This window comes from Actinomycetospora atypica, from assembly GCF_042653685.1.
Taxonomy (GTDB): domain Bacteria; phylum Actinomycetota; class Actinomycetes; order Mycobacteriales; family Pseudonocardiaceae; genus Actinomycetospora; species Actinomycetospora atypica.
On record NZ_JBHSIV010000022.1, the window covers coordinates 18,477 to 38,697 of the forward strand.

A 20,221-nucleotide genomic window follows, 5' to 3' on the forward strand; every position below is an offset into this window, starting at 1 on the left:
TGGACGACCGTGACCGTCCAGCCCGTCCGCTACTTCGGAGACCCCGTCCTGCGTGAGCGCGCCCTCGAGGTGGTCACGTTCGACAAGGAACTGCGCTCGCTCGTCGCCGACCTCGACGAGACCATGCGCGAGCAGGGCGGGGCCGGCCTCGCCGCCCCGCAGATCGGGGTCGGCCTGCGCGTGTTCACCTACCGCGTCGGCGAGGACCAGCACGGGCACCTGGTCAACCCCACCTGGACCGTGCTCGACGACACCGAGCAGACCGGGCCCGAGGGGTGCCTGTCGATCCCGGGCCACCGCTGGGACTGCACCCGCTACGACAACGTGGTCGCCCGCGGGTGGGACATGTACGGCGAGCCGGTGGAGATCGAGGGCACCGCGATGCTGGCCCGCGCGATCCAGCACGAGACCGACCACCTCGACGGCGTGCTCTTCCTCGACCGGCTCGACCCGGCCACCCGCAAGGCGGCGATGGCGGAGATCCGCCAGGCCCCGTGGTTCGACCCCACCGCGCCGCCGCGGATCAAGCAGGACCCGCACGCCGGCGCCAACCCGCTGCTGCGCGGGGCGCACGGCTGATGCGACTCGTCTTCGCGGGCACTCCCGAGCCCGCCGTGCCGGCGCTGCAGCGGCTGCTCGAGGGCCCGCACGAGGTCGTCGCGGTGATCACCCGCCCCGACGCCCCCGCCGGGCGCAAGCGGCGGCTGCAGCGCTCCCCGGTCGGGACGCTCGCCGACGAGGCCGGGGTCGAGGTCCTCACCCCGGCGAAGGCGTCCGACCCGGAGTTCCTCGACCGGTTGCGGGCCCTCGCCCCCGACTGCGCCCCGGTGGTCGCCTACGGCAACCTCCTGCGCCCCGCCGCCCTGGCGATCCCGGTCCACGGCTGGGTGAACCTGCACTTCTCGCTGCTGCCGGCCTGGCGCGGCGCCGCCCCCGTGCAGGCGGCGATCCGCGCGGGCGACGAGATCACGGGCGCCAGCACGTTCCGGCTCGAGGAGGGCATGGACACCGGGCCCGTCTACGGCACCGTCACCGAGCCGATCGCCGACGACGACACCGCGGGCGCCCTGCTCGGGCGCCTCGCCCTCTCGGGGGCGGGTCTGCTCGCGGCCACCCTCGACGGCATCGCCGACGGCACCCTGGTCCCCGTGCCCCAGCCCGCCGAGGGCGTCTCCCTGGCGCCCAAGGTCACCGTCGACGACGCCCGCGTCCGCTGGACCGACCCGCCGCTGGCGATCGACCGGCACGTGCGGTCGGTGACCCCGGCACCGGGGGCCTGGACGGAGTTCCGCGGGGCACGCATCAAGATCGGGCCCGTGACCACCACCGGGTTCGACGACCTCCCACCGGGCGGGATCCACGTGGAGCGCAAGCGGGTGCTCGTCGGGACCGCCGCCGCGCCCGTGGTGCTCGGCACCGTGCAGCCCGCGGGGAAGCCCCCGATGGCCGCCGTCGACTGGAGCCGCGGCGCGCAGCCGACGGCGGGGGAGCTCTTCTCGTGACCGACAGCTCCGTGCCGCCCGGCGGCCACCGCTCCGGGCGCGGCCCCCGCCGGAAGCCCGACCGCCCGCACCGCTCCGGACCCCCGCGCGGGCGCTCCGGCCCGCAGCGCCCGCCGTCGGGCGACCCCGCCCGCGAGGCCGCGCTCGACACGCTGCGCGCGGTCCGCGAGGACGACGCCTACGCCAACCTCACGCTGCCGAAGCTGCTGCGCGAGCGCCGCGTCTCGGGGCGCGACGCCGCGCTGGCCACCGACCTCGCCTACGGCGCCTCCCGCGCCCGCGGCCTGCTCGACGCCGTCCTCGGCGCCTGCGTCGACCGGCCGCTCGACCGGCTCGACGGCGTGGTCCTCGACGCCCTGCGCCTCGGCGCCCAGCAGCTGCTGCGGACCCGCATCCCGGCGCACGCCGCGGTCGGGGCGACCGTCGAGCTGGTGCGCAGCCGGGCCGGGTCGAAGCCCACCGGCTTCGTCAACGCCGTGCTGCGCAAGGTCTCCGAGCACGACGAGGCCGGCTGGGTCGCCCGGCTCGCGCCCGACGGGGACGACGACCCGGTGGGCCACCTCGCGTTCGCCCACGCCCACCCGCGCTGGATCGCCGAGGTGTTCGCCCGGGCCCTGGGGAGCCGCGGCGAGGAGGAGCTGGGGGCGGCGCTGGCCGCCGACGACTCCCGCCCCGCGGTCCACCTCGCCGCCCGCCCCGGGGAGATCAGCGCCGAGGAGCTCGCCGCGGTCACCGGCGGCGACGAGGCCCCGTACTCGCCCTACGGCGTCCTGCTCACCGAGGGCGGCGACCCGGGCGACCTCGAGCCGGTCCGCGAGGGGCTGGCCGTGGTCCAGGACGAGGGCAGCCAGCTGGTCGCCGTCGCCGCCGCGTCCGCGCCGCTCGAGGGCCGCGACGAGCACTGGCTCGACCTGTGCGCGGGCCCCGGAGGCAAGGCCGTGATGCTCGGCGCGCTCGCCGCGATCGAGGGCGCGACCGTCGACGCCGTCGACCGCGCCCCGCACCGCGCGGCCCTCGTCGAGAAGGCCTGCTCGGGGCTCCCGGTCCGGGTGCACACCGGCGACGCCCGGACGATCGCGCTGCCCGAGGCCGCCTACGACCGCGTGCTCGTCGACGCGCCCTGCACCGGGCTCGGCGCGCTGCGCCGCCGGCCCGAGGCGCGGTGGCGGCGCCAGCCGGAGGGCGTGGACGAGCTGACCACCCTGCAGCGCGAGCTCCTGACCAACGGGATCGAGCGCACCCGCCCCGGCGGGGTCGTCACCTACGCGACCTGCTCGCCGCACCCGGCCGAGACCGTCGAGGTGGTGCGGGCGGTCGCCGAGGCCACCGGCGCCGAGATCCTCGACACGGCCGCGCTGATGCCGCAGGTGCCCGGGGCCGCCGCCGAGGGCGGGCCGGGCGTCCAGCTCTGGCCGCACCGCCACGGCACCGACGCGATGTACTGCGCGACCCTGCGCGTCCCTGGCTGACGCCACCCGTGCGTGCGTTCCCGTGTCCCACCACGGAAACGCGCGCACACCCGGTACGACACACTGTGCGGCGTGCCCGCCCCGCTGATCGCACCGAGCATCCTGTCCGCCGACTTCGCGCGCCTCGCCGACGAGGCCGCCGCCGTGGCCGGGTCGGACTGGCTGCACGTCGACGTCATGGACGCCCACTTCGTGCCGAACCTGACGCTGGGCCTGCCGGTGGTCGAGAGCCTGCTCAAGGCCACCGACATCCCGCTCGACTGCCACCTGATGATCGACGACCCCGACCGGTGGGCCCCGCCGTACGCCGAGGCCGGCGCCCACAACGTCACCGTGCACGCCGAGGCCGCGCACGACCCCCGCAAGCTCGCGAAGGACCTCCGGGCCGCCGGGGCGCTGGCCGGGCTGTCGATCAAGCCGAACACCCCCCTCGACGACTGGATCGAGGTGCTCCGCGACTACGACACGCTGCTGGTCATGAGCGTCGAGCCCGGGTTCGGCGGGCAGAGCTTCATGCCCGAGGTGCTCGACAAGGTGCGCACCGCGCGCCGCCTCGTCGACACCGGGCACCTCACCGTGCTCGTCGAGATCGACGGCGGGATCAGCGCCGACACCGTGGAGCAGGCCGCCGAGGCCGGCGTCGACTGCTTCGTCGCGGGGAGCGCGGTCTACGGCGCCGACGACCCGGCGCGCGCCGTCGCGGCGCTGCGCGACCAGGCGGCGGCGAGGTCTCCCCACCGGACCGGCTGACCGGGCGAGTGGCCTGTCTCACCGACGCACCGGCGCGTCGTCCCCGGCGGTCCGAGGATGATGCAGGCAGCGGCGGTGGTTGAGTCCGGTAACCATCTCCTCGAGAAAGGGAGCGGTCGTTGTTCACGGGAATCGTGGAAGAGGTCGGCGAGATCGTCGACGTCACGCCCCTCGAGGATTCCGCCCGCCTGCGCATCCGCGGCCCGCTGGTGGTCTCCGACGCGCGGCCCGGCGACTCGATCGCGGTGAACGGCGTCTGTCTCACGGTGGTGGAGCCCGACGCCGAGGGCTTCGCGGTCGACGTCATCGGCGAGACGCTGCGCCGCTCCAGCCTCGCGCAGGCCGCCCCGGGCGTCCCCGTCAACCTGGAGCGCGCCCTCGCGGCCGGCGCCCGGCTCGGCGGCCACATCGTCCAGGGCCACGTCGACGGCACCGCGCAGGTCGCCGGGGTCGACGCCTCCGAGCACTGGACCTCGGTGCGCTTCAGTACGCCCCGCGACCCGGGCGGGGGCGTCGGGCTCGCCCGCTACATCGTCGAGAAGGGCTCGATCGCCGTCGACGGCGTGAGCCTCACGGTCACCGGGGTCGACGACGACGGCTTCTCCGTCGGGCTCATCCCGACGACGCTGCAGGAGACCACGCTCGGCTCGCGCGAGGTGGGGTCCACGGTGAACCTGGAGGTGGACGTCGTGGCCAAGTACGTCGAGCGCCTGCTCGGGACGCGGGGGGCCGCCCAGGACGGCGCCGCCGGAGTCGCCAGCACCACGGGATCGGGGTCGGGACAATGATGCACGTGGACGGGTTCGAGCACATCGAGCGGGCGATCGCCGACATCGCCGACGGCAAGGCCGTCGTCGTGGTCGACGACGAGGACCGCGAGAACGAGGGCGACCTCATCTTCGCCGCCGAGAAGGCGACGCCGGAGCTGGTCTCCTTCATGATCCGCTACACCTCCGGCTACATCTGCGTGCCGCTGACCGCCGAGGCCTGCGACCGCCTCGACCTGCCGCCGGCCCACTCGATCAACCAGGACCGCCACGGCACCGCCTACACGGTCTCGGTCGACGCCCGCGAGGGCATCGGCACCGGCATCTCGGGCATCGACCGCGCCAAGACGATCCAGGTCCTCGCGAACCCGACCTCGACCGCCACGGACCTCTCCCGGCCCGGGCACGTGGTCCCGCTGCGGGCCCGCGACGGCGGGGTGCTGCGCCGGCCCGGGCACACCGAGGCGGCCGTCGACCTCGCCCGCCTGGCCGGCCTCGAGCCCGCCGGCGCCATCTGCGAGATCGTGTCGCAGAAGGACGACGGCGACATGGCGCGCTACGAGGAGCTCGCGGTGTTCGCCGACGAGCACGACCTCGCGCTCATCACGATCAAGGACCTCATCGCGTACCGCCGCCGCTCCGAGCGCCAGGTCGCCCAGGTCGCGCACGCGAAGATCCCCACCGACCACGGCGAGTTCGTGGCCTACGGGTACGACTCGCTGCTCGACGGCATCGAGCACGTCGCTCTCGTCTACGGCGAGCTCGGCGACGGCGAGGACGTGCTCGTCCGCGTCCACTCCGAGTGCCTCACCGGCGACGTCCTGCGCTCGCGGCGCTGCGACTGCGGGCCGCAGCTCGACGCCGCGATGGCCGCCGTCGCCGCCGAGGGCCGCGGCGTCGTGCTCTACGTCCGCGGGCACGAGGGACGCGGCATCGGCCTGATCCACAAGCTGCAGGCCTACCAGCTGCAGGACGCCGGGGCCGACACGGTCGACGCCAACCTCGCCCTCGGCATGCCCGCCGACGCGCGCGACTACGGCACGGGCGCCCAGATCCTCGCCGACCTCGGCATCAAGAGCATGCGGCTGCTGACGAACAACCCGGAGAAGCGCGCGGGTCTCGAGGGCTACGGCCTCACGATCATCGACCGCGTCGCCCTGCCGGCCCGCGCCACCCCCGAGAACCTGCGCTACCTGCGCACCAAGCGCGACCGCATGGGTCACGACCTCGAGGGACTCGACGCCTACGAGGACGGCCTCGTGGCGCAGCAGGGGGGATCGTCCACGTGAGCACCCAGGGACGCCCGGACATCACCGCGCCCGACGCCACCGGCCTGCGGCTCGGCATCGCGGCCACCCGATGGAACGCCGAGATCGTCGAGACGATGCTCGAGCGGGCGCTGCTCGCGGCCGAGCGCGCCGGCGTCGTCGAGCCCACCGTGGTGCGCGTCGCGGGCGCGATGGAGCTGCCGGTCGTGTGCCAGGGCCTCGCGGCCGGGCACGACGCGGTCGTCGGGCTGGGCGTGGTCATCCGCGGCGCCACGCCGCACTTCGACTACGTCTGCGACGCCGTGACCGCCGGGCTGCTGCGCGTCGGCCTCGACGAGCGCACCCCGGTCGGCAACGGCGTGCTCACCACCGAGAACCTCGACCAGGCCTGGGAACGGGCCGGGACGCCGCAGTCGACCGAGGACAAGGGCTTCGAGGCGGTCGTCGCCGCGCTCGACGCCGCCCTCACGCTCGGCGAGCTGCGCGAGGGGAGCCGGCGCTCTCCCGTGGGGTTCTCCCGGTGAGCCGCCCCGGGGAGCCCGCCGACGGCGGGATGCTCGGCCCCGTCGTCGTCCCGCCGGAGGGCCTCGACCTCGGGCCCGTCGAGCTGGAGGTCCGGCCCCGCCGCATCCGCTGGGTCGCCTGGATCCTGGCGATCCTGCTGTTCGCGTTCTTCGCCTCCGGCGCCCTGCTCGTCTACGTCGGCTCCGCCGGGTTCAACTTCCGGCCCGCCGACCAGGTCGCCATGGTCGTCCTCGGGCTCATCCTCGCCGGGTGTGCGCTGCTGTTCACCCGTCCGCGGCTACGCGCCGGGTCGGGCGGCGTCGAGGTCCGCGCGACGCTGCTGACCCGCCGGGTGGCGTGGGCCGACGTCGTCGCGATCAGCTTCCCCGACGGCGCGCAGTTCGCCCGGCTCGACCTGCCCGACGACGAGTACCTCGTGGTCTCGGCGATCCAGGCGGTGGACAAGCAGCTCGCCGCCGACGGCATCAGCCGGCTCCGGGCGCTGCAGGCGAAGTACACGCCCTGATGGCGGTCTACGACTCGCTCTTCCGCCACGTCGCCGTCCGGGTCCCGGCCGAGCGCACCCACCGCATCGGGCTCCGCGCACTCGCCGCCGCCACGCCGGTCCTGCCCGAACGTGCACCCGACCCCTCGCTGGCCGTCACGGCGATGGGCCTCGAGTTCCCCTCGCCGCTGGGCGTCGCCGCCGGGTACGACAAGGACGCCGAGGGCGTCCGCGGCCTCGCCCGGCTCGGCTTCGGCGCCGTCGAGATCGGCACCGTCACCGCCCGCCCGCAGCCCGGCAACCCCCGCCCGCGCCTGTTCCGCCTTCCCGACGACCGCGCGCTCGTCAACCGCATGGGGTTCAACAACGCCGGGGCCGACGCCGTCGCCGAACGGCTCGCCTCGTTGCGGGCCGCGGGGCCGCTGGGCACGGTGCTCGGGGTCAACATCGGGAAGTCGAAGGCGGCCGCCGGTCCCGACCAGACCGTCGCCGACTACCGCTACTCCGCGCGCGTCCTCGGGCCGTACGCCGACTACGTCGTCGTCAACGTCTCCTCCCCGAACACCCCGGGCCTGCGCGACCTCCAGGGCGTCGACGCCCTCGAGCCGCTGCTCTCCGCGGTCCGCGCCGAGATCGGGGCGACGCCGCTGCTCGTCAAGATCACCGCGGACCTCGACGACGACGGCGTGGACGCGGTCGCCGACCTCGCCGTCGGTCTCGGGCTCGACGGCGTCGTCGCGACCAACACCACCGTCGCCCGCACCGGGCTCGCCTCCGCCCCGGCCGCCGTCGAGGCCGCCGGGACCGGGGGGCTCTCCGGGGCGCCGCTGGTGGAGCCCGCCCGCGCCGTGCTCGCCCGGCTCGTCGCCCGCGTCGGCGGCCGCCTGACGATCGTCTCGGTCGGCGGGATCTCCGACGCGGCGGAGGCCCGGCGCCGGCTCGAGGCGGGCGCGACGCTGGTCCAGGCCTACACCGGCTTCGTCTACGGTGGCCCCGCGTGGCCCTCGCGGGTCAACGCGGAGCTGGCCGCCTGACGACGGCCTCGTCGGGCCGGGGCACCCCGCACCGGGCACGATGGGCCCCCGTGACCGCCCCCCAGCCCGAGACCGTCGCGCAGCCCGCGCCGCCCCGCCGCCCGGAGGTCGTGCTCTTCGACCTCTTCGAGACCTGCCTGCAGCTCGAGGGCCTGCGCCCCCGGTTCGTCGCGCTGGGCCGCCCGGGGCACGAACTCGAGCTGTTCTTCGCGCGCCTGCTGCACCAGGGGATGGCGCTGACGCTGGCCGGTGACGCCCCCGCGTTCCGCGTCGTCGCCACCGACATGCTGCGGCGCACCAGCGGGCGCGACCTCACCGACGACCAGGTCGCGAGCGTCCTCGACGGGTTCCGCGAGCTGCCCGTGCACGACGACGTCCGGGCGGCGTTCGAGCTGCTGCGCGACGCCGGGGTCCCCGCCTACGGCTTCACCCACGGCTCGGCGGAGACCGCGAGCACCGCGCTCGGGAACGCCGGGGTGCGGGACCTGCTCACCGACGTCTTCTCCAGCGAGGAGATCGCCTCGTTCAAGCCCCCGCGCCGCGTCTACGACTTCGCGGTCCAGCGGGTCGGCGGGGACGCCGCGCGCACCGCCCTCGTCGCGGTGCACTCGTGGGACGTCCACGGGGCGCTGGCCGCGGGCCTCGTCGGCGGGTTCTGCGAGCGGCTCGAGGGCCGGATCCCCGACGCCGTGCTGCGCCCGCACGTCAGCGCGGAGGCGCTCGACGACGTCATCGCCGGCCTGCTCGCCCTTCCGGAGTAGCGTCCGCTGCGCCACCTGACGTATCTCGCGCCCTCCTGACCCGCGCCGCACGTCGGTCGAGGACGATCAGGACGATCGGCGCGCCCACCCCGCGCCCCGCCCGCATCCGTCGCACCCAGCCCACGGAGGTCCCTCCCCGTGTCCACCACGCCCGACGTCCCCGCCGCCCCCGGCACCGGACTCACCCGCCGCCGTGCGCTCTGCGGCATCGTCGTCGCCCTCGCCGCCCCCGGTGTCCTCGCCGCCTGCTCGTCGGGCGCGGAGGCCCCCGCCCCGTCCCCGGCCCCCGCCGGCGGCGGCCAGGCGCCGCCGGCGACCGGCGGCACCACCGCGGCCCCGCCCGCCGGCACCCCGGTCTCGGCGATCCCGGTCGGCGGCGGGACGGTCGTCGAGGGGCCGAACGGCCCGGTCGTGCTCACGCAGCCCCAGGCCGGCGTCATCAAGGCCTTCGACGCCACCTGCCCCCACCAGGGCACCCCCGTCGACGCGCCCGAGGGCGGCACCATCACCTGCCCCAACCACGGCAGCCAGTTCGACGCCACGAGCGGCGCGCTGAAGAAGGGCCCGGCGCAGAGCGGGCTGACCCCGGTCGCGACGACGGTCGTGGGCGGCCAGGTGCAGTTCGCCTGACCGGCGAGCGGTAGGGGAGGGCTGACGTGCTCGCGCTGCACGCCGCGTGGTCGCCGGGCCGGGGGCTCTGCCTCTGGGCCGAGGACCCCGCGCGGGTCGCGGGTCCCGCGTCGCGGAGCCGCGCCCGGGGCGCGCGCCCGCACCCCTTCGCCGCCGACCACGCCCAGCTCGGCGCCGTCGAGACCGTGCACGGCGCGGGCGGGCCCGAGGGCCAGGCGGTGCTGCACCTGCCCTCCACCGGCGGGCCGACCGCCACCGGCCGTCTGCCCGTGCCCTCCCCGGCGCTCGACGGGGCCGGTGACGGCGCTGTCGGCGGGCTCGCGCCCTGGACCGTGCCCGTCCTCGAGCTCGACCCCGGCGCCCTGCGGCGCTCCGAGCCGCTGCCGGGGGAGGGCGAGGAACTCGCGGTGCTGCGCGCGCTGGCGGGCTTCGCGGCCGACCTCGTCGCCCGCGGCCGCGTCCTGCCCGCGCCCGACCCGGAGCACGACGAGCACGCCCTCGGCTGGCGCCCCGTGCTCCAGGGCCGCGACCTCGTCGCCGCCGACGCGTTCGCCGCCGCCCTCCCGCCCGCGGTCCGCGCGGAGGCCCTCGACGGCCGTCCGCTCGCCGAGGGCGCGGGGCCCGACCCGGCCGACGTCGTCACCGAGGCCCTGGCCGCCTTCGTCGACGCGGAGGCCCGCAGCCGCCTCGCCGGCGAGGAGCTCGCCCCCGGCCTGCTCACCGCCGCCGCCACCGGGGCCCTCGACGAGGGCCTCGCCCGCTGGGAGGTCGTCGGCGCCCCGCACGCCGGGCCGGCGCGGGGGACGTTCCGGCTCACCGAGGTGGTGGTCGACGACCTCGGCCACGCCGTGGAGGGCGAGCCCCGCTTCTGGCTCGAGTTCTCGGTGCAGTCGGCCCAGGACCCGAGCCTGCGGGTCACCGCGGAGTCGATCTGGCGCGACGCCGGGGCGCTGCGCCGCTGGCTCGACGACCCCAGCGAGCTGCTGCTCGCCGAGCTCGGCCGCGCCGCGACGATCTACCCGGAGCTCACCGACGCCCTGCGGGTGCCGCGCCCCACCGGCCTCGAGCTCGACCGGGAGGGCACCCACCACTTCCTGCTCCACGTCGCGGCCGCCCTGGGCCGGGCCGGGTTCGGGGTGCTGCTGCCCAGCTGGTGGTCCCAGCCGTCCCGGCTCGGCCTCACCGCGAACGCCTCGGGCGCCACGGGACCCGACGGCGTCGTCGCGAAGCCCGGCCGGCTGCGCCGCGAGGAGCTCGTCGGGTTCGCGTGGCGGCTCGCGGTCGACGGCGAGGCGCTCTCCGACGAGGAGATGCGCGCCCTCGTCCACGCGAAGGCCCCGCTGGTGCACCTGCGCGGCCGCTGGGTCGCCCTCGACCCCGAGCGGCTGCGCGCCGGCCTCGAGTTCCTCGACCGGGCCCCCGCCGAGGCCACCGTCGGCGACGTCATCGCCCTGCACACGAGCTACCACGACGACCTCCCGCCCGAGTGGGCGGCGCCGCTGCCGGTCGAGGAGGTCTCCGCCGCGGGCCCGCTGGGCGACCTGCTGGCCGGGGCCGCCGAGTCGCACCTCGAGCTCCTCGACGACCCGCCCGCCCTCGAGGCCACCCTGCGGCCCTACCAGCGCCGCGGGGTCTCCTGGCTCGCGTTCCTCGCCGGGCTGCGCGTCGGCGGGGTCCTCGCCGACGACATGGGCCTCGGCAAGACGCTGCAGGTCCTCGCCCTCGAGGCCCACGAGCGCGGCGGCACCGGGGACGGCGGGACCGAGGACGACAGGGCGCTGGCGCCCACGCTGCTCGTCGCGCCCACCTCGGTCGTCGGGAACTGGCAGCGGGAGGCGGCGCGCTTCGCGCCCGGGCTGCGGGTGGTGGTGCACCACGGGGCCGGGCGGGCCAGGGGCGACCTGACGGCGCTGCTGGCGGACGCCGACCTCGTCGTGACCTCCTACGGGACGCTGACCCGCGACGTCGAGGAGCTGGGGGAGCGGCGCTACCACCGGCTCGTCCTCGACGAGGCCCAGCTGGTGAAGAACAACCGGTCCCGGGCCGCCCGCGCGGTGCGCCTGATCCGCGCCGACCACCGGCTCGCCCTGACCGGCACGCCCGTGGAGAACCGGCTCGCCGAGCTCTGGTCGATCATGGACGCGGTCAACCCCGGCCTGCTCGGCACCGTCACCGCGTTCCGCGACCGCTACGCCGTGCCGATCGAGCGCCACGGCCGCAGCGACGTCGCCAAGCGCCTGCAGACCGCGGTCCGCCCGTTCCTGCTGCGGCGGGTCAAGACCGACCGCAGCGTCGTCGACGACCTCCCCGACAAGATCGAGACCGTCGAGCGCTGCACGCTGACCGCGGAGCAGGCCTCGCTCTACCAGGTGGTCGTCGACGAGATGACCGAGTCGCTGCACGGCCTCGAGACCTCCGGCAAGGACATCGAGCGCCGCGGGAAGGTCCTCGCCGCGCTGACCAAGCTCAAGCAGGTGTGCGACCACCCGGCCCTGCTGCTGCACGACGGCTCCGGGCTGGGCCGACGGTCGGGCAAGCTCGCGCGGGTCGAGGAGATCGTCGCCGAGATCCTGGCCGCGGGGGAGAAGGCGCTGCTGTTCACGCAGTTCACCGAGTTCGGCGACATGCTCGCGCCGCACCTGGCCGCCCGGTTCGGGGTCGAGGTGCAGTGGCTGCACGGCGGGACGTCGCGCACGGCCCGCGACCGGATGGTCGAGGCCTTCCAGGCCGAGGACGGGAGCGGGCCGCCGCTCTTCCTGCTCTCGCTCAAGGCCGGCGGCACCGGGCTCACCCTCACGGCCGCGCAGCACGTCGTCCACCTCGACCGCTGGTGGAACCCCGCCGTCGAGGACCAGGCGACCGACCGCGCCTTCCGCATCGGGCAGAAGCGCACCGTGCAGGTCCGCAAGCTCGTCTGCTCGGGCACGGTGGAGGAGCGCATCGACGACCTCATCGAGGGCAAGCGGATTCTCGCCGGCCAGGTGATCGGCGACGGCGGCGACGACCCCGACTGGCTCACCGGGCTCTCCACCGCCGAGCTGCGCCGCATGGTCGCCCTCGACCCCGGGGCCACCGCCGACGAGCCCGACGAGCCCGACGAGCCCGACGACGAGGACCCCGCCGACGATGCCGCCTAGACGCCGACGCTCGGAGCCGTTCCGGGAGAAGTTCGCCGAGCCGGAGCCCGCCCGGCCCGCGTTCGAGGAGTACGGCAAGCGGATCGCCGTCGAGGACGGGCTCACCGCGAGGAGTCGCCGCGGGGCGATCGGCGAGTCGTGGTGGTCGGGACGCTTCCTCGCGGTCCTCGAGAAGCTCGGGGTGGGCGGCCGGCTCACCCGCGGCAAGACGTACGCGCGCCAGGGTCAGGTGGTCGACCTGGCGATCGACCCGGGCGAGGTCGTCGCGACCGTGCAGGGCTCGCGCGCCGAGCCCTACCGCGCGCGCATCGGGATCACGACCTTCGCCGAGGAGGCCTGGGAGGCCGTCGAGGACGCCTTCGCCCGCGACTCCTGGTACGCCGCCTCCCTGCTCGGCGGCACCGTGCCCGACGACCTCGAGGACGTGTTCGCCTCCGTCGGACTCTCGCTGTTCCCCACCGGCGCCCGCGAGATGCCGATGGACTGCTCGTGCCCCGACTGGTCGGTGCCGTGCAAGCACCTCGCCGCCGTCGCCTACCTCGTCGCGGAGCGGTTCGACGACGACCCGTTCCTCATCCTGCGCTGGCGCGGCCGCGACCGGGCCACCCTGCTCGCGGGCATCCGCGACCGGCGCGACGACGCCGCCCCCGCCGTGACCGCCCTGGCCGACGTCACCGACCGCTTCTTCGTCGCCGGCGGGCCCCTGCCCGACGTGAGCCCCGACCCCGCGTCGGGCCCGGGCCGCTCCGAGGCCCTGCTCGACGAGATGCCCCCGCTGGGCGTGGCGGTCGACCTCCCCGACGGGGACACCGCCGACGCCCGCGAGGCGCTCCGCCCGCTCTACCGGCGCCTCGGCGGCCGGTAGCGGTCGAGGTCAGGTCCGGTCGAGGTCCTTCTCGGCCGCCGCGAGCGCCGCGAACTCCTCGTCGGGCGCCGATGCGACCAGGTGGTGGCGGCTGTAGAGGGCGAAGTAGGCCATGAACAGCGCGAACGCCCCGAGGGCCAGCGACGCGGCAATCGGGTCGACGAGGAACGTCGCGATCACCGCGAGCACGGCGATCACGAGCGCGAAGCCCGTGGTCACGGTCCCGCCCGGCGTCCGGTACGGCCGCGGCATCTCGGGCTCGCGGCGGCGCAGCACGATGTGGCTGACCATCATCAGCACGTAGGACAGCGCCGCCCCGAACACCGCGGTGTTGAGCAGCACCGCGCCCTGGCCGGTGAGCGAGAGCAGGAACCCGACGAGGCCCGGCGCCAGCAGCGCGAGTGTCGGCGCCTTGCGGGAGTTCGTCACCGACAGCACCCGCGGCAGGTAGCCCGCCCGCGAGAGCGCGAACGTCTGGCGCGAGTAGGCGTAGATGATCGAGAAGAAGCTCGCGATCAGGCCCGCCAGCCCGATGTAGTTCACGACGACGCCCACGGTCGAGTCGCCGAGCGCCTCCACCAGCGGGTTCCCCGAGGCCGAGAGGGCCTGCGCGCCGAGCGCCCCGGTGGCCAGCACGAGCACCGCCGCCCCGGTCACCAGCAGCACGAGCATCGCCGCGACGATGCCGCGCGGCACCGAACGCGCGGGGTCGCGCGCCTCCTCCGCGGCCAGCGGCACGCCCTCGAGGGCGAGGAAGAACCAGATCGCGAAGGGCACGGCCGACCAGACGCCGAGGTAGCCGAACGGCAGGAACGACGACGCCCCGACGGCGTCGGTGGGGGCGATGTCGACGAGCTTCGCGGGGTCGAACAGGGTCGCCGCCCCGATCGCGAACACCACCAGCCCGACGAGCGCGATCGCCGTGATCACGAACATCACCTTCAGCGCCTCGCCGGCCCCGGAGAGGTGGATGCCGATGAAGATCGCGTAGGCGGCGAGGTAGACCCACCAGCCGTCGGTGATCCCGAACAGGCCGAGCGACTCGACGTAGGCCCCGATGAACGTCGCGATCGCCGCCGGGGCGATGGCGTACTCGATGAGGATGGCCGTGCCGGTGGCGAACCCGCCCCACGGCCCGAGGGCCCGGCGGGCGAACGTGTACCCGCCGCCGGCGGTCGGCAAGGCGCTCGAGAGCTCCGCCATGCCGAGGACCATCGCGAAGTACATCGCGGCGATGACGACGCCCGCGATCGCGAGGCCCCCGAATCCACCCTCGGCCAGCCCGAAGTTCCAGCCCGAGTAGTCCCCGGAGATGACGTAGCTGACGCCGAGCCCCGCGAGCAGCACCCAGCCCGCGGCGCCGGTGCGCAGCTGGCGCTTCGCGAGGTACTCCTCGGAGCTGCCGGACCCGGGCGACCCGGATCCCGTCGTCGGGGCTGCCCGGTCCGAGCCGCTCTCCACCGCCATGGCGCACCTGTCCTGGATGTCGTGTAAGGCCCCCGTGTGCCCGAACGGTAGGTCCGAACCGGCCGTCTGCACAGCAGGTCGGAGGTCAATCCCGTGTAACGGGTAGAAACGACCACGTGGCTCGCATCCTCATGATCGTCGCGCACCCCGACGACATCGATTTCGGCAGCGGCGGCTCGGTGGCCCGGTGGGTGGCCGAGGGGAACACCGTCGACTACTGCATCTGCACCGACGGCGACGCCGGCGGGTTCGACGAGGCCGTGGGCCGGATCGAGATGGCCGAGCTGCGCCGCAAGGAGCAGCGCGCCGCGGCCGACGTGCTCGGCGCCGGGGAGATCGACTGGCTCGGCCACCCCGACGGCCGCCTCTACGTCACCCACGACCTCCGCCGCGACATCTCCCGCTCCATCCGCCGCCGCCGCCCCGACCGCGTGGTCATCCAGTCGCCCACCCGCAATCTGCGCAGCACCTACGGCAGCCACCCCGACCACATCGCCGCCGGCGAGGCCGCCATGTGCGCGGTCTACCCCGACGCCCGCAACCCCTTCGCCCACCCCGAGCTCCTCGCCGACGAGGGCCTCGAGGCCTGGACGGTGGGGGAGACCTACGTGGCCAACCCGGGCGACGGCGCCGACGTCTACCTCGACGTCACCGACTACATGGACCGCAAGGTCGAGGCCCTGCGCGCCCACGAGTCGCAGACCGGCCACATGACCGACCTCGCCGAGCGCATGCAGATGTGGGGCTACTCCCAGGCCAAGGCCGCGGGCCTCTGCGACGACGGCACCCCGCCCGCCGAGCGCCGCTTCGCCGAGGGATTCCTGGTCCTCGACACGAAGTGACCCCGTGCCGGGACGGGCGCTGAGGGTCCCCCGGACGACCCTGCACGCCTACTCGGGCACGCTCTCGTGCGAGCGCCACCCACCGCCCCGAGTCGCCCCGGCGTGCGTCCTGGGGTGGGCGGACACCGCAGTCGGTCACCGTTTGCGGGACGCACACGGCCAGCCAGGATCCACCCCGGCCCCGGACACCCGTCGCGCCACGCATACGGCCACCCCAGAACCACCACAGGTCCGGACGCCCGTTGCGCCACGCACACGGCCAGCCCGGGACCGCCCTAGCCCCGGGCACCCGTTGCGCCACACACACGGCCACCCCGGGACCGCCTAGCCCCGACGCCCGTTGCGCCACGCACACGGCCACCCCGGGACCGCCTAGCCCCGACGCCCGTTGCGCCACACACACGGCCACCCCGGGACCGCCCCAGCCCCGACGCCCGTTGCGCCACGCACACGGCTGGTGGGCCCGGCCTGCCTCCGGGACCTCGTTGCGTGCCGCAACACGAGCGCGGCGGTAAATCGACGAGCGCGACCGTGTGCGTCGCGCAACGCAGTCTCAGCGACACGTCGATGCGCGCAGCCGTGTGCGTCCCGCAACGCGTCGCCAGGGGCAGGTCGATCAACCCAGCCGTGTGCGTGCCGCAATGCCATGCCGGCGGGTCTGACCGCGTGCGTCGCGCAACGCGTCGCCAGAGGCAAGTCGATCAACCCAGCCGTGTGCCTGCCGCAACGCCATGCCGGCGGGTCTGACCGCGTGCGTCGCGCAACGCCTCGCCAGCGGCACCTCGATCGACCCAGCCGTATGCGTCCCGCAACGCCGTGGCGGCGGCAGGCCGGCGGGTCTGATTGTGCGCGTCGCGCAACGCGGTCCCGGCGGTACGTCGATGCGCCCGGCCGGGTTTGTCGCGCAACGCCCCGCCAGAGGCAAGTCGATCAACCCGGCCGTGTGCGTGCCGCAACGCCCCGCCAGAGGCAGGTCGATCAATTCAACCGTGTGCGTCCCGCAACGCCAGGAGCGGCGTTCGGACCCTTTCGCCCAACCCGCACCTGGGCGGCGCGCGGACTTCCTACCGTCGCGACATGCCCGACATCTCGATCGTCCCCTGGCTCAGCCCCTGGGGACCTGAACGGGACCCGGCGTGCGCCCACCTCGCCGACCGGGTCCTCCACGCCCTCCTCCCGGTGATGACCGGGCTGCACCGCGCGAACGCGGTGGAACTGGGTCTCGATTCCGCCGAGATGGCGATCGTCGAGGTCCTGGGCGTCGTCCCGGCGCTGCGTCTCGCCGCCCTCGCCGAGCGCGTCGCCCTGAGCCACGCCGGGACGTCCCGGGCCGCGGCCCGGCTCGAGGACCGGATGTGGGTCGAGCGCACGGACGTCGCCAGGGGCTACCTGGAGGTCGCGAGGGCCGAGGGGACGGCGGAGGTCGTCGCCGCCTCCCTGCAGGACGTCCGCAGCCCGCTGGCCGCCGCCGCGTCCTCCCTGACCGACGGCGAGCGCGCCACGGTGCTCGCGTTCCTCGAGGAGGTGATCGAGATCGTGTCGGTCCGGACCCGCGCCCGGGACGATCGCCGACGGCTCCGGACGCTGACGAGACGGCGTCGGGAGTGGGCCCGCGAGCCTGTGGTGCTCGACTGACGAGACAGCGGATGGCAAGTGTCTCGACGAGGGACACGCCGAACGACACGCCGACACCACCCGCATGGGTGCACGCCGACACGCTGAGGCGACGCGCCTACGCTGGACCTCGATGGCCGACCCGAGCACGTATCGCCCCGCCCCGGGAACCATCCCGGAAGCTCCGGGTGTCTACCGGTTCTCGGACGAATCCGGCCGCGTGATCTACGTCGGCAAGGCCAAGAGCCTGCGCAGCCGCCTCAACTCCTACTTCGCGGATCTGTCGGGGCTGCACCCCCGGACGCGGCGCATGGTGACGACGGCGGCGTCGGTCCAGTGGACCGTGGTCGGCACCGAGGTCGAGGCCCTCCAGCTCGAGTACAACTGGATCAAGGAGTACGACCCGCAGTTCAACGTCCGCTACCGCGACGACAAGACCTACCCGGTCCTCGCGGTGACGCTGAACGAGGAGTTCCCGCAGCTCAAGGTCTACCGCGGGCCGCGCCGCAAGGGCGTGCGCTACTTCGGGCCCTACGCCCACGCGTGGGCCATCCGCGAGACGCTGAAGCTGCTCACGCGGGTCTTCCCGGCGCGGGTGTGCTCGCCGGGGGTGTTCAAGCGCCACGGGCAGATCGGGCGCCCGTGCATGTTCGGCTACATCGGCAAGTGCGCCGCGCCGTGCGTGGGCCGGGTGTCGGCCGAGGAGCACCGCGAGATCGTCCTCGACTTCTGCGAGTTCCTCGCCGGGCACACCGACCAGCTGATCAACCGCATCGAGAAGCAGATGCACACGGCGGCCGCGGAGATGGACTTCGAGCGGGCGGCGCGGCTGCGCGACGACGCCGGGGCGCTGCGGCGGGTCGTCGAGAAGCAGGCGGTGGTGCTCGGCGACGGCACCGACGCCGACGTCGTCGCGTTCGCGCTCGACCCGCTCGAGGCCGCGGTCCAGGTCTTCCACGTGCGGGGCGGGCGCGTCCGGGGCCAGCGCGGCTGGGTGGTGGAGCGCGGCGAGGAGGACTCGCTGGAGGTGCTCGTCGGGCAGTTCCTGGCGCAGTTCTACGGCGAGCAGGCCGCTCTGGCCGGGTCGGCCGACGACGCCACGCAGCCGGTGCCGCGCGAGGTGCTGGTGCCGGCGATGCCCGAGGACCACGCGGTGCTCACCCAGTGGCTCTCCGACCTGCGGGGCAGCCGGGTGAGCCTGCGGACGGCGCAGCGCGGGGACAAGCGGGCGCTCGCCGAGACGGTCGAGCGCAACGCGAAGGAGTCGCTCACCCAGCACAAGCTCAAGCGGGCCGGCGACCTCACCGCGCGCAGCGCCGCGCTGGAGGAGATCCAGGAGTACCTCGAGCTCGACTCGGCGCCGCTGCGCATCGAGTGCACCGACGTGAGCCACGTCCAGGGCTCGGACGTGGTCGCGAGCCTCGTCGTCTTCGAGGACGGGCTGCCGAAGAAGGCCGACTACCGGCGCTTCTCGATCCGCGGTGGCTCCGAGGGCGGCGACGTCGCGGCCATCGCCGAGGTGGTGCGCCGCCGGTTCCAGCGCTACCTGCGCGAGTCCGCGGAGGAGAACGAGCACGACCCGACCTCGACCTCGTGCTCGGGGGAGACCGCCGACGGCTCGCCCATGACCGGGGAGATCGACCCGGCGGCGCTGGACGGCCCGCTGCCCGGGATCGACCCCACCACGGGCCGGCCGCGCAAGTTCGCCTACGCGCCCAACCTGCTCGTCGTCGACGGCGGCGCCCCGCAGGTGGCGGCGGCCGCCGAGGTGCTCTCCGAGCTCGGGATCACCGACGTCGCGGTGTGCGGCCTGGCCAAGCGCCTGGAGGAGGTGTGGCTGCCGGGCGAGGAGATGCCGGCGATCCTGCCGCGCACCTCCGAGGCGCTCTACCTGCTGCAGCGCATCCGCGACGAGGCCCACCGCTTCGCGATCACCTACCACCGCCAGAAGCGGTCGACCCGCATGACGACCTCCGAGCTCGACGGCGTGCCCGGGCTCGGCGCGAGCCGCAAGACGGCGCTGATCAAGCACTTCGGGTCGGTCCGGAAGCTGCGGGCGGCCACCGTCGAACAGATCACCGAGGTGCCCGGCGTGGGTCGGCGCACCGCCGAGGCCGTGCTGACGGCCCTGCACGCCGACGACGGAGCGAAGCGGAGCTCGACCATCGACACGGGGGAGGCGTCGTGACCACCGGGGGGACCGCGGGAGCGGACGGGGGACCGCCGCACGGCGGGGTCGAGGTCGCGATCGTCACCGGGGTGTCCGGGGCAGGGCGCAGCACCGCCGCGAAGGTGCTCGAGGACCTGGGCTGGTTCGTCGTCGACAACCTGCCGCCGGAACTGCTCGAGACGGTCGTCGACCTGGGCGCCCGCTCGCAGGGCCAGGTGACGCGCATCGCCGTCGTCATGGACGTGCGCAGCCGGGCGTTCACCGCCGACCTCGGCACGGCCATCAAGGAGCTCGACACCCGGGGCGCGCGCCCGCGGGTGCTGTTCCTCGACGCCGACGACGCGGTCCTGATCCGCCGCTTCGAGTCGAACCGGCGCTCGCACCCGCTGCAGGGCGACGGCCGGCTGGTCGACGGGATCGACGCCGAGCGCGAGCTGCTGGCCCCGCTGCGCGACCTCGCCGACCTCGTCGTCGACACCTCCACCCGCTCGGTGCACGAGCTGCGGAAGGCGATCGAGGCGGCGTTCGACGAGAGCGCCCGCGAGGTCACCTCCAGCGTCACGGTGCTCTCCTTCGGCTACAAGCACGGCCTGCCGCAGGACGCCGACCTCGTCGTGGACGTGCGGTTCCTGCCGAACCCGCACTGGATCCCCGAGCTGCGGGAGCACAACGGCCGGGAGGCCGTGGTCAGCGACTACGTGCTCTCCCAGGAGGGCGCCCAGGAGTTCGTCGACCGCTACCTGGAGCTGCTGCGCATCGTCGGGGTGGGCTACCGCCGCGAGGGCAAGCGCTACCTGACGGTCGCGGTGGGCTGCACCGGCGGCAAGCACCGCAGCGTGGCGATCGCCGAGGAGCTCGCCCGCCGGATGGCCGGCGAGGACGGGGTGCGGGTGACCGTGTCGCACCGGGACGTGGGGCGCGAGTGAGCGCCGGCGA

General features: G+C 75.0%; 18 protein-coding genes. 17 read left to right on the top strand and 1 reads right to left on the bottom strand.

Going from position 1 to position 20,221, the window contains the following annotated elements; genetic code table 11:
• Window positions 1-9: 9 nt before the first annotated feature.
• The 13 genes from def to ACFPBZ_RS19045 all read left to right on the top strand — a co-directional run bounded on the left by def (window position 10) and on the right by ACFPBZ_RS19045 (window position 13,192).
• On the top strand, window positions 10-579 hold the full coding sequence (gene def, locus ACFPBZ_RS18985) for a peptide deformylase (RefSeq protein WP_378037663.1): 570 nt from the start codon (window positions 10-12) through the stop codon (window positions 577-579).
• Complete coding sequence (locus tag ACFPBZ_RS18990; RefSeq protein ID WP_378037664.1) at window positions 579-1,502, top strand: methionyl-tRNA formyltransferase; 924 nt, start codon at window positions 579-581, stop codon at window positions 1,500-1,502. The genes def and ACFPBZ_RS18990 overlap by 1 nt, the downstream gene beginning before the upstream one ends.
• Window positions 1,499-2,971, top strand: coding sequence for an RsmB/NOP family class I SAM-dependent RNA methyltransferase (locus tag ACFPBZ_RS18995; RefSeq protein ID WP_378037665.1), 1,473 nt, complete (start codon window positions 1,499-1,501; stop codon window positions 2,969-2,971). Before ACFPBZ_RS18990 ends, ACFPBZ_RS18995 begins: the two co-directional genes overlap by 4 nt.
• Window positions 2,972-3,055: 84 nt before the next feature.
• Complete coding sequence (gene rpe / locus ACFPBZ_RS19000; protein WP_378037729.1) at window positions 3,056-3,721, top strand: ribulose-phosphate 3-epimerase; 666 nt, start codon at window positions 3,056-3,058, stop codon at window positions 3,719-3,721.
• Window positions 3,722-3,840: 119 nt separating this feature from the next.
• Window positions 3,841-4,509, top strand: a complete 669-nt coding sequence (locus tag ACFPBZ_RS19005; RefSeq protein ID WP_378037666.1) for a riboflavin synthase — start codon at window positions 3,841-3,843, stop codon at window positions 4,507-4,509.
• A complete protein-coding gene (locus ACFPBZ_RS19010) occupies window positions 4,506-5,777 on the top strand; it encodes a bifunctional 3,4-dihydroxy-2-butanone-4-phosphate synthase/GTP cyclohydrolase II (RefSeq protein WP_378037667.1) in 1,272 nt (423 codons plus the stop codon). Before ACFPBZ_RS19005 ends, ACFPBZ_RS19010 begins: the two co-directional genes overlap by 4 nt.
• Complete coding sequence (ribH, locus tag ACFPBZ_RS19015) at window positions 5,774-6,280, top strand: 6,7-dimethyl-8-ribityllumazine synthase (RefSeq protein WP_378037668.1); 507 nt, start codon at window positions 5,774-5,776, stop codon at window positions 6,278-6,280. Before ACFPBZ_RS19010 ends, ribH begins: the two co-directional genes overlap by 4 nt.
• Entirely contained in the window at window positions 6,277-6,786 is a 510-nt protein-coding gene (locus ACFPBZ_RS19020; RefSeq protein ID WP_378037669.1) for a PH domain-containing protein, read from the top strand. The genes ribH and ACFPBZ_RS19020 overlap by 4 nt, the downstream gene beginning before the upstream one ends.
• Window positions 6,786-7,799: a quinone-dependent dihydroorotate dehydrogenase gene (locus ACFPBZ_RS19025; RefSeq protein ID WP_378037670.1), complete on the top strand. Its 1,014-nt coding sequence runs from the start codon at window positions 6,786-6,788 to the stop codon at window positions 7,797-7,799. The genes ACFPBZ_RS19020 and ACFPBZ_RS19025 overlap by 1 nt, the downstream gene beginning before the upstream one ends.
• A gap of 50 nt (window positions 7,800-7,849) precedes the next feature.
• Window positions 7,850-8,560 (top strand): HAD family hydrolase, encoded by a 711-nt coding sequence (locus tag ACFPBZ_RS19030; RefSeq protein ID WP_378037671.1) that lies wholly within the window; start codon window positions 7,850-7,852, stop codon window positions 8,558-8,560.
• Window positions 8,561-8,698: 138 nt separating this feature from the next.
• On the top strand, window positions 8,699-9,190 hold the full coding sequence (locus tag ACFPBZ_RS19035) for a Rieske (2Fe-2S) protein (RefSeq protein WP_378037672.1): 492 nt from the start codon (window positions 8,699-8,701) through the stop codon (window positions 9,188-9,190).
• Between the two features lie 26 nt (window positions 9,191-9,216).
• A complete protein-coding gene (locus ACFPBZ_RS19040; RefSeq protein WP_378037673.1) occupies window positions 9,217-12,327 on the top strand; it encodes a DEAD/DEAH box helicase in 3,111 nt (1,036 codons plus the stop codon).
• Window positions 12,317-13,192 carry an SWIM zinc finger family protein gene (locus ACFPBZ_RS19045; protein ID WP_378037674.1) on the top strand — a complete coding sequence of 292 codons (876 nt, stop codon included), beginning with the start codon at window positions 12,317-12,319 and terminating at the stop codon, window positions 13,190-13,192. Before ACFPBZ_RS19040 ends, ACFPBZ_RS19045 begins: the two co-directional genes overlap by 11 nt.
• Before the next feature lie 9 nt (window positions 13,193-13,201).
• Here the strand turns inward: ACFPBZ_RS19045 and eat are convergent, their stop codons facing one another.
• Window positions 13,202-14,659: an ethanolamine permease gene (gene eat, locus ACFPBZ_RS19050; RefSeq protein ID WP_378037675.1), complete on the bottom strand. Its 1,458-nt coding sequence runs from the start codon at window positions 14,657-14,659 to the stop codon at window positions 13,202-13,204.
• 116 nt (window positions 14,660-14,775) lie between these two features.
• Between eat and ACFPBZ_RS19055 the strand changes: the two genes are divergently transcribed.
• The 4 genes from ACFPBZ_RS19055 to rapZ all read left to right on the top strand — a co-directional run bounded on the left by ACFPBZ_RS19055 (window position 14,776) and on the right by rapZ (window position 20,211).
• Window positions 14,776-15,501: a PIG-L deacetylase family protein gene (locus ACFPBZ_RS19055; RefSeq protein WP_378037676.1), complete on the top strand. Its 726-nt coding sequence runs from the start codon at window positions 14,776-14,778 to the stop codon at window positions 15,499-15,501.
• Between the two features lie 1,077 nt (window positions 15,502-16,578).
• Complete coding sequence (locus ACFPBZ_RS19060; protein ID WP_378037677.1) at window positions 16,579-17,136, top strand: MarR family transcriptional regulator; 558 nt, start codon at window positions 16,579-16,581, stop codon at window positions 17,134-17,136.
• 112 nt (window positions 17,137-17,248) lie between these two features.
• The gene (gene uvrC / locus ACFPBZ_RS19065) at window positions 17,249-19,303 is read left to right on the top strand and encodes an excinuclease ABC subunit UvrC (RefSeq protein WP_378037678.1); all 2,055 of its coding nucleotides are present in this window, start codon (window positions 17,249-17,251) and stop codon (window positions 19,301-19,303) included.
• Window positions 19,300-20,211, top strand: a complete 912-nt coding sequence (rapZ, locus tag ACFPBZ_RS19070; RefSeq protein WP_378037679.1) for an RNase adapter RapZ — start codon at window positions 19,300-19,302, stop codon at window positions 20,209-20,211. The genes uvrC and rapZ overlap by 4 nt, the downstream gene beginning before the upstream one ends.
• Window positions 20,212-20,221 lie beyond the last annotated feature (10 nt).

Excerpts from the sequence above, each read along its gene's own strand:
- ACFPBZ_RS18990 (WP_378037664.1), top strand. The coding sequence starts at position 579 with ATGCGACTCGTCTTCGCGGGCACTCCCGAGCCCGCCGTGCCGGCGCTG.
- ACFPBZ_RS19010 (WP_378037667.1), top strand. The coding sequence starts at position 4,506 with ATGATGCACGTGGACGGGTTCGAGCACATCGAGCGGGCGATCGCCGAC.
- ACFPBZ_RS19025 (WP_378037670.1), top strand. The coding sequence starts at position 6,786 with ATGGCGGTCTACGACTCGCTCTTCCGCCACGTCGCCGTCCGGGTCCCG.
- ACFPBZ_RS19045 (WP_378037674.1), top strand. The coding sequence starts at position 12,317 with ATGCCGCCTAGACGCCGACGCTCGGAGCCGTTCCGGGAGAAGTTCGCC.
- eat (WP_378037675.1), bottom strand. The coding sequence starts at position 14,659 with ATGGCGGTGGAGAGCGGCTCGGACCGGGCAGCCCCGACGACGGGATCC.
- ACFPBZ_RS19060 (WP_378037677.1), top strand. The coding sequence starts at position 16,579 with ATGCCCGACATCTCGATCGTCCCCTGGCTCAGCCCCTGGGGACCTGAA.
- uvrC (WP_378037678.1), top strand. The coding sequence starts at position 17,249 with ATGGCCGACCCGAGCACGTATCGCCCCGCCCCGGGAACCATCCCGGAA.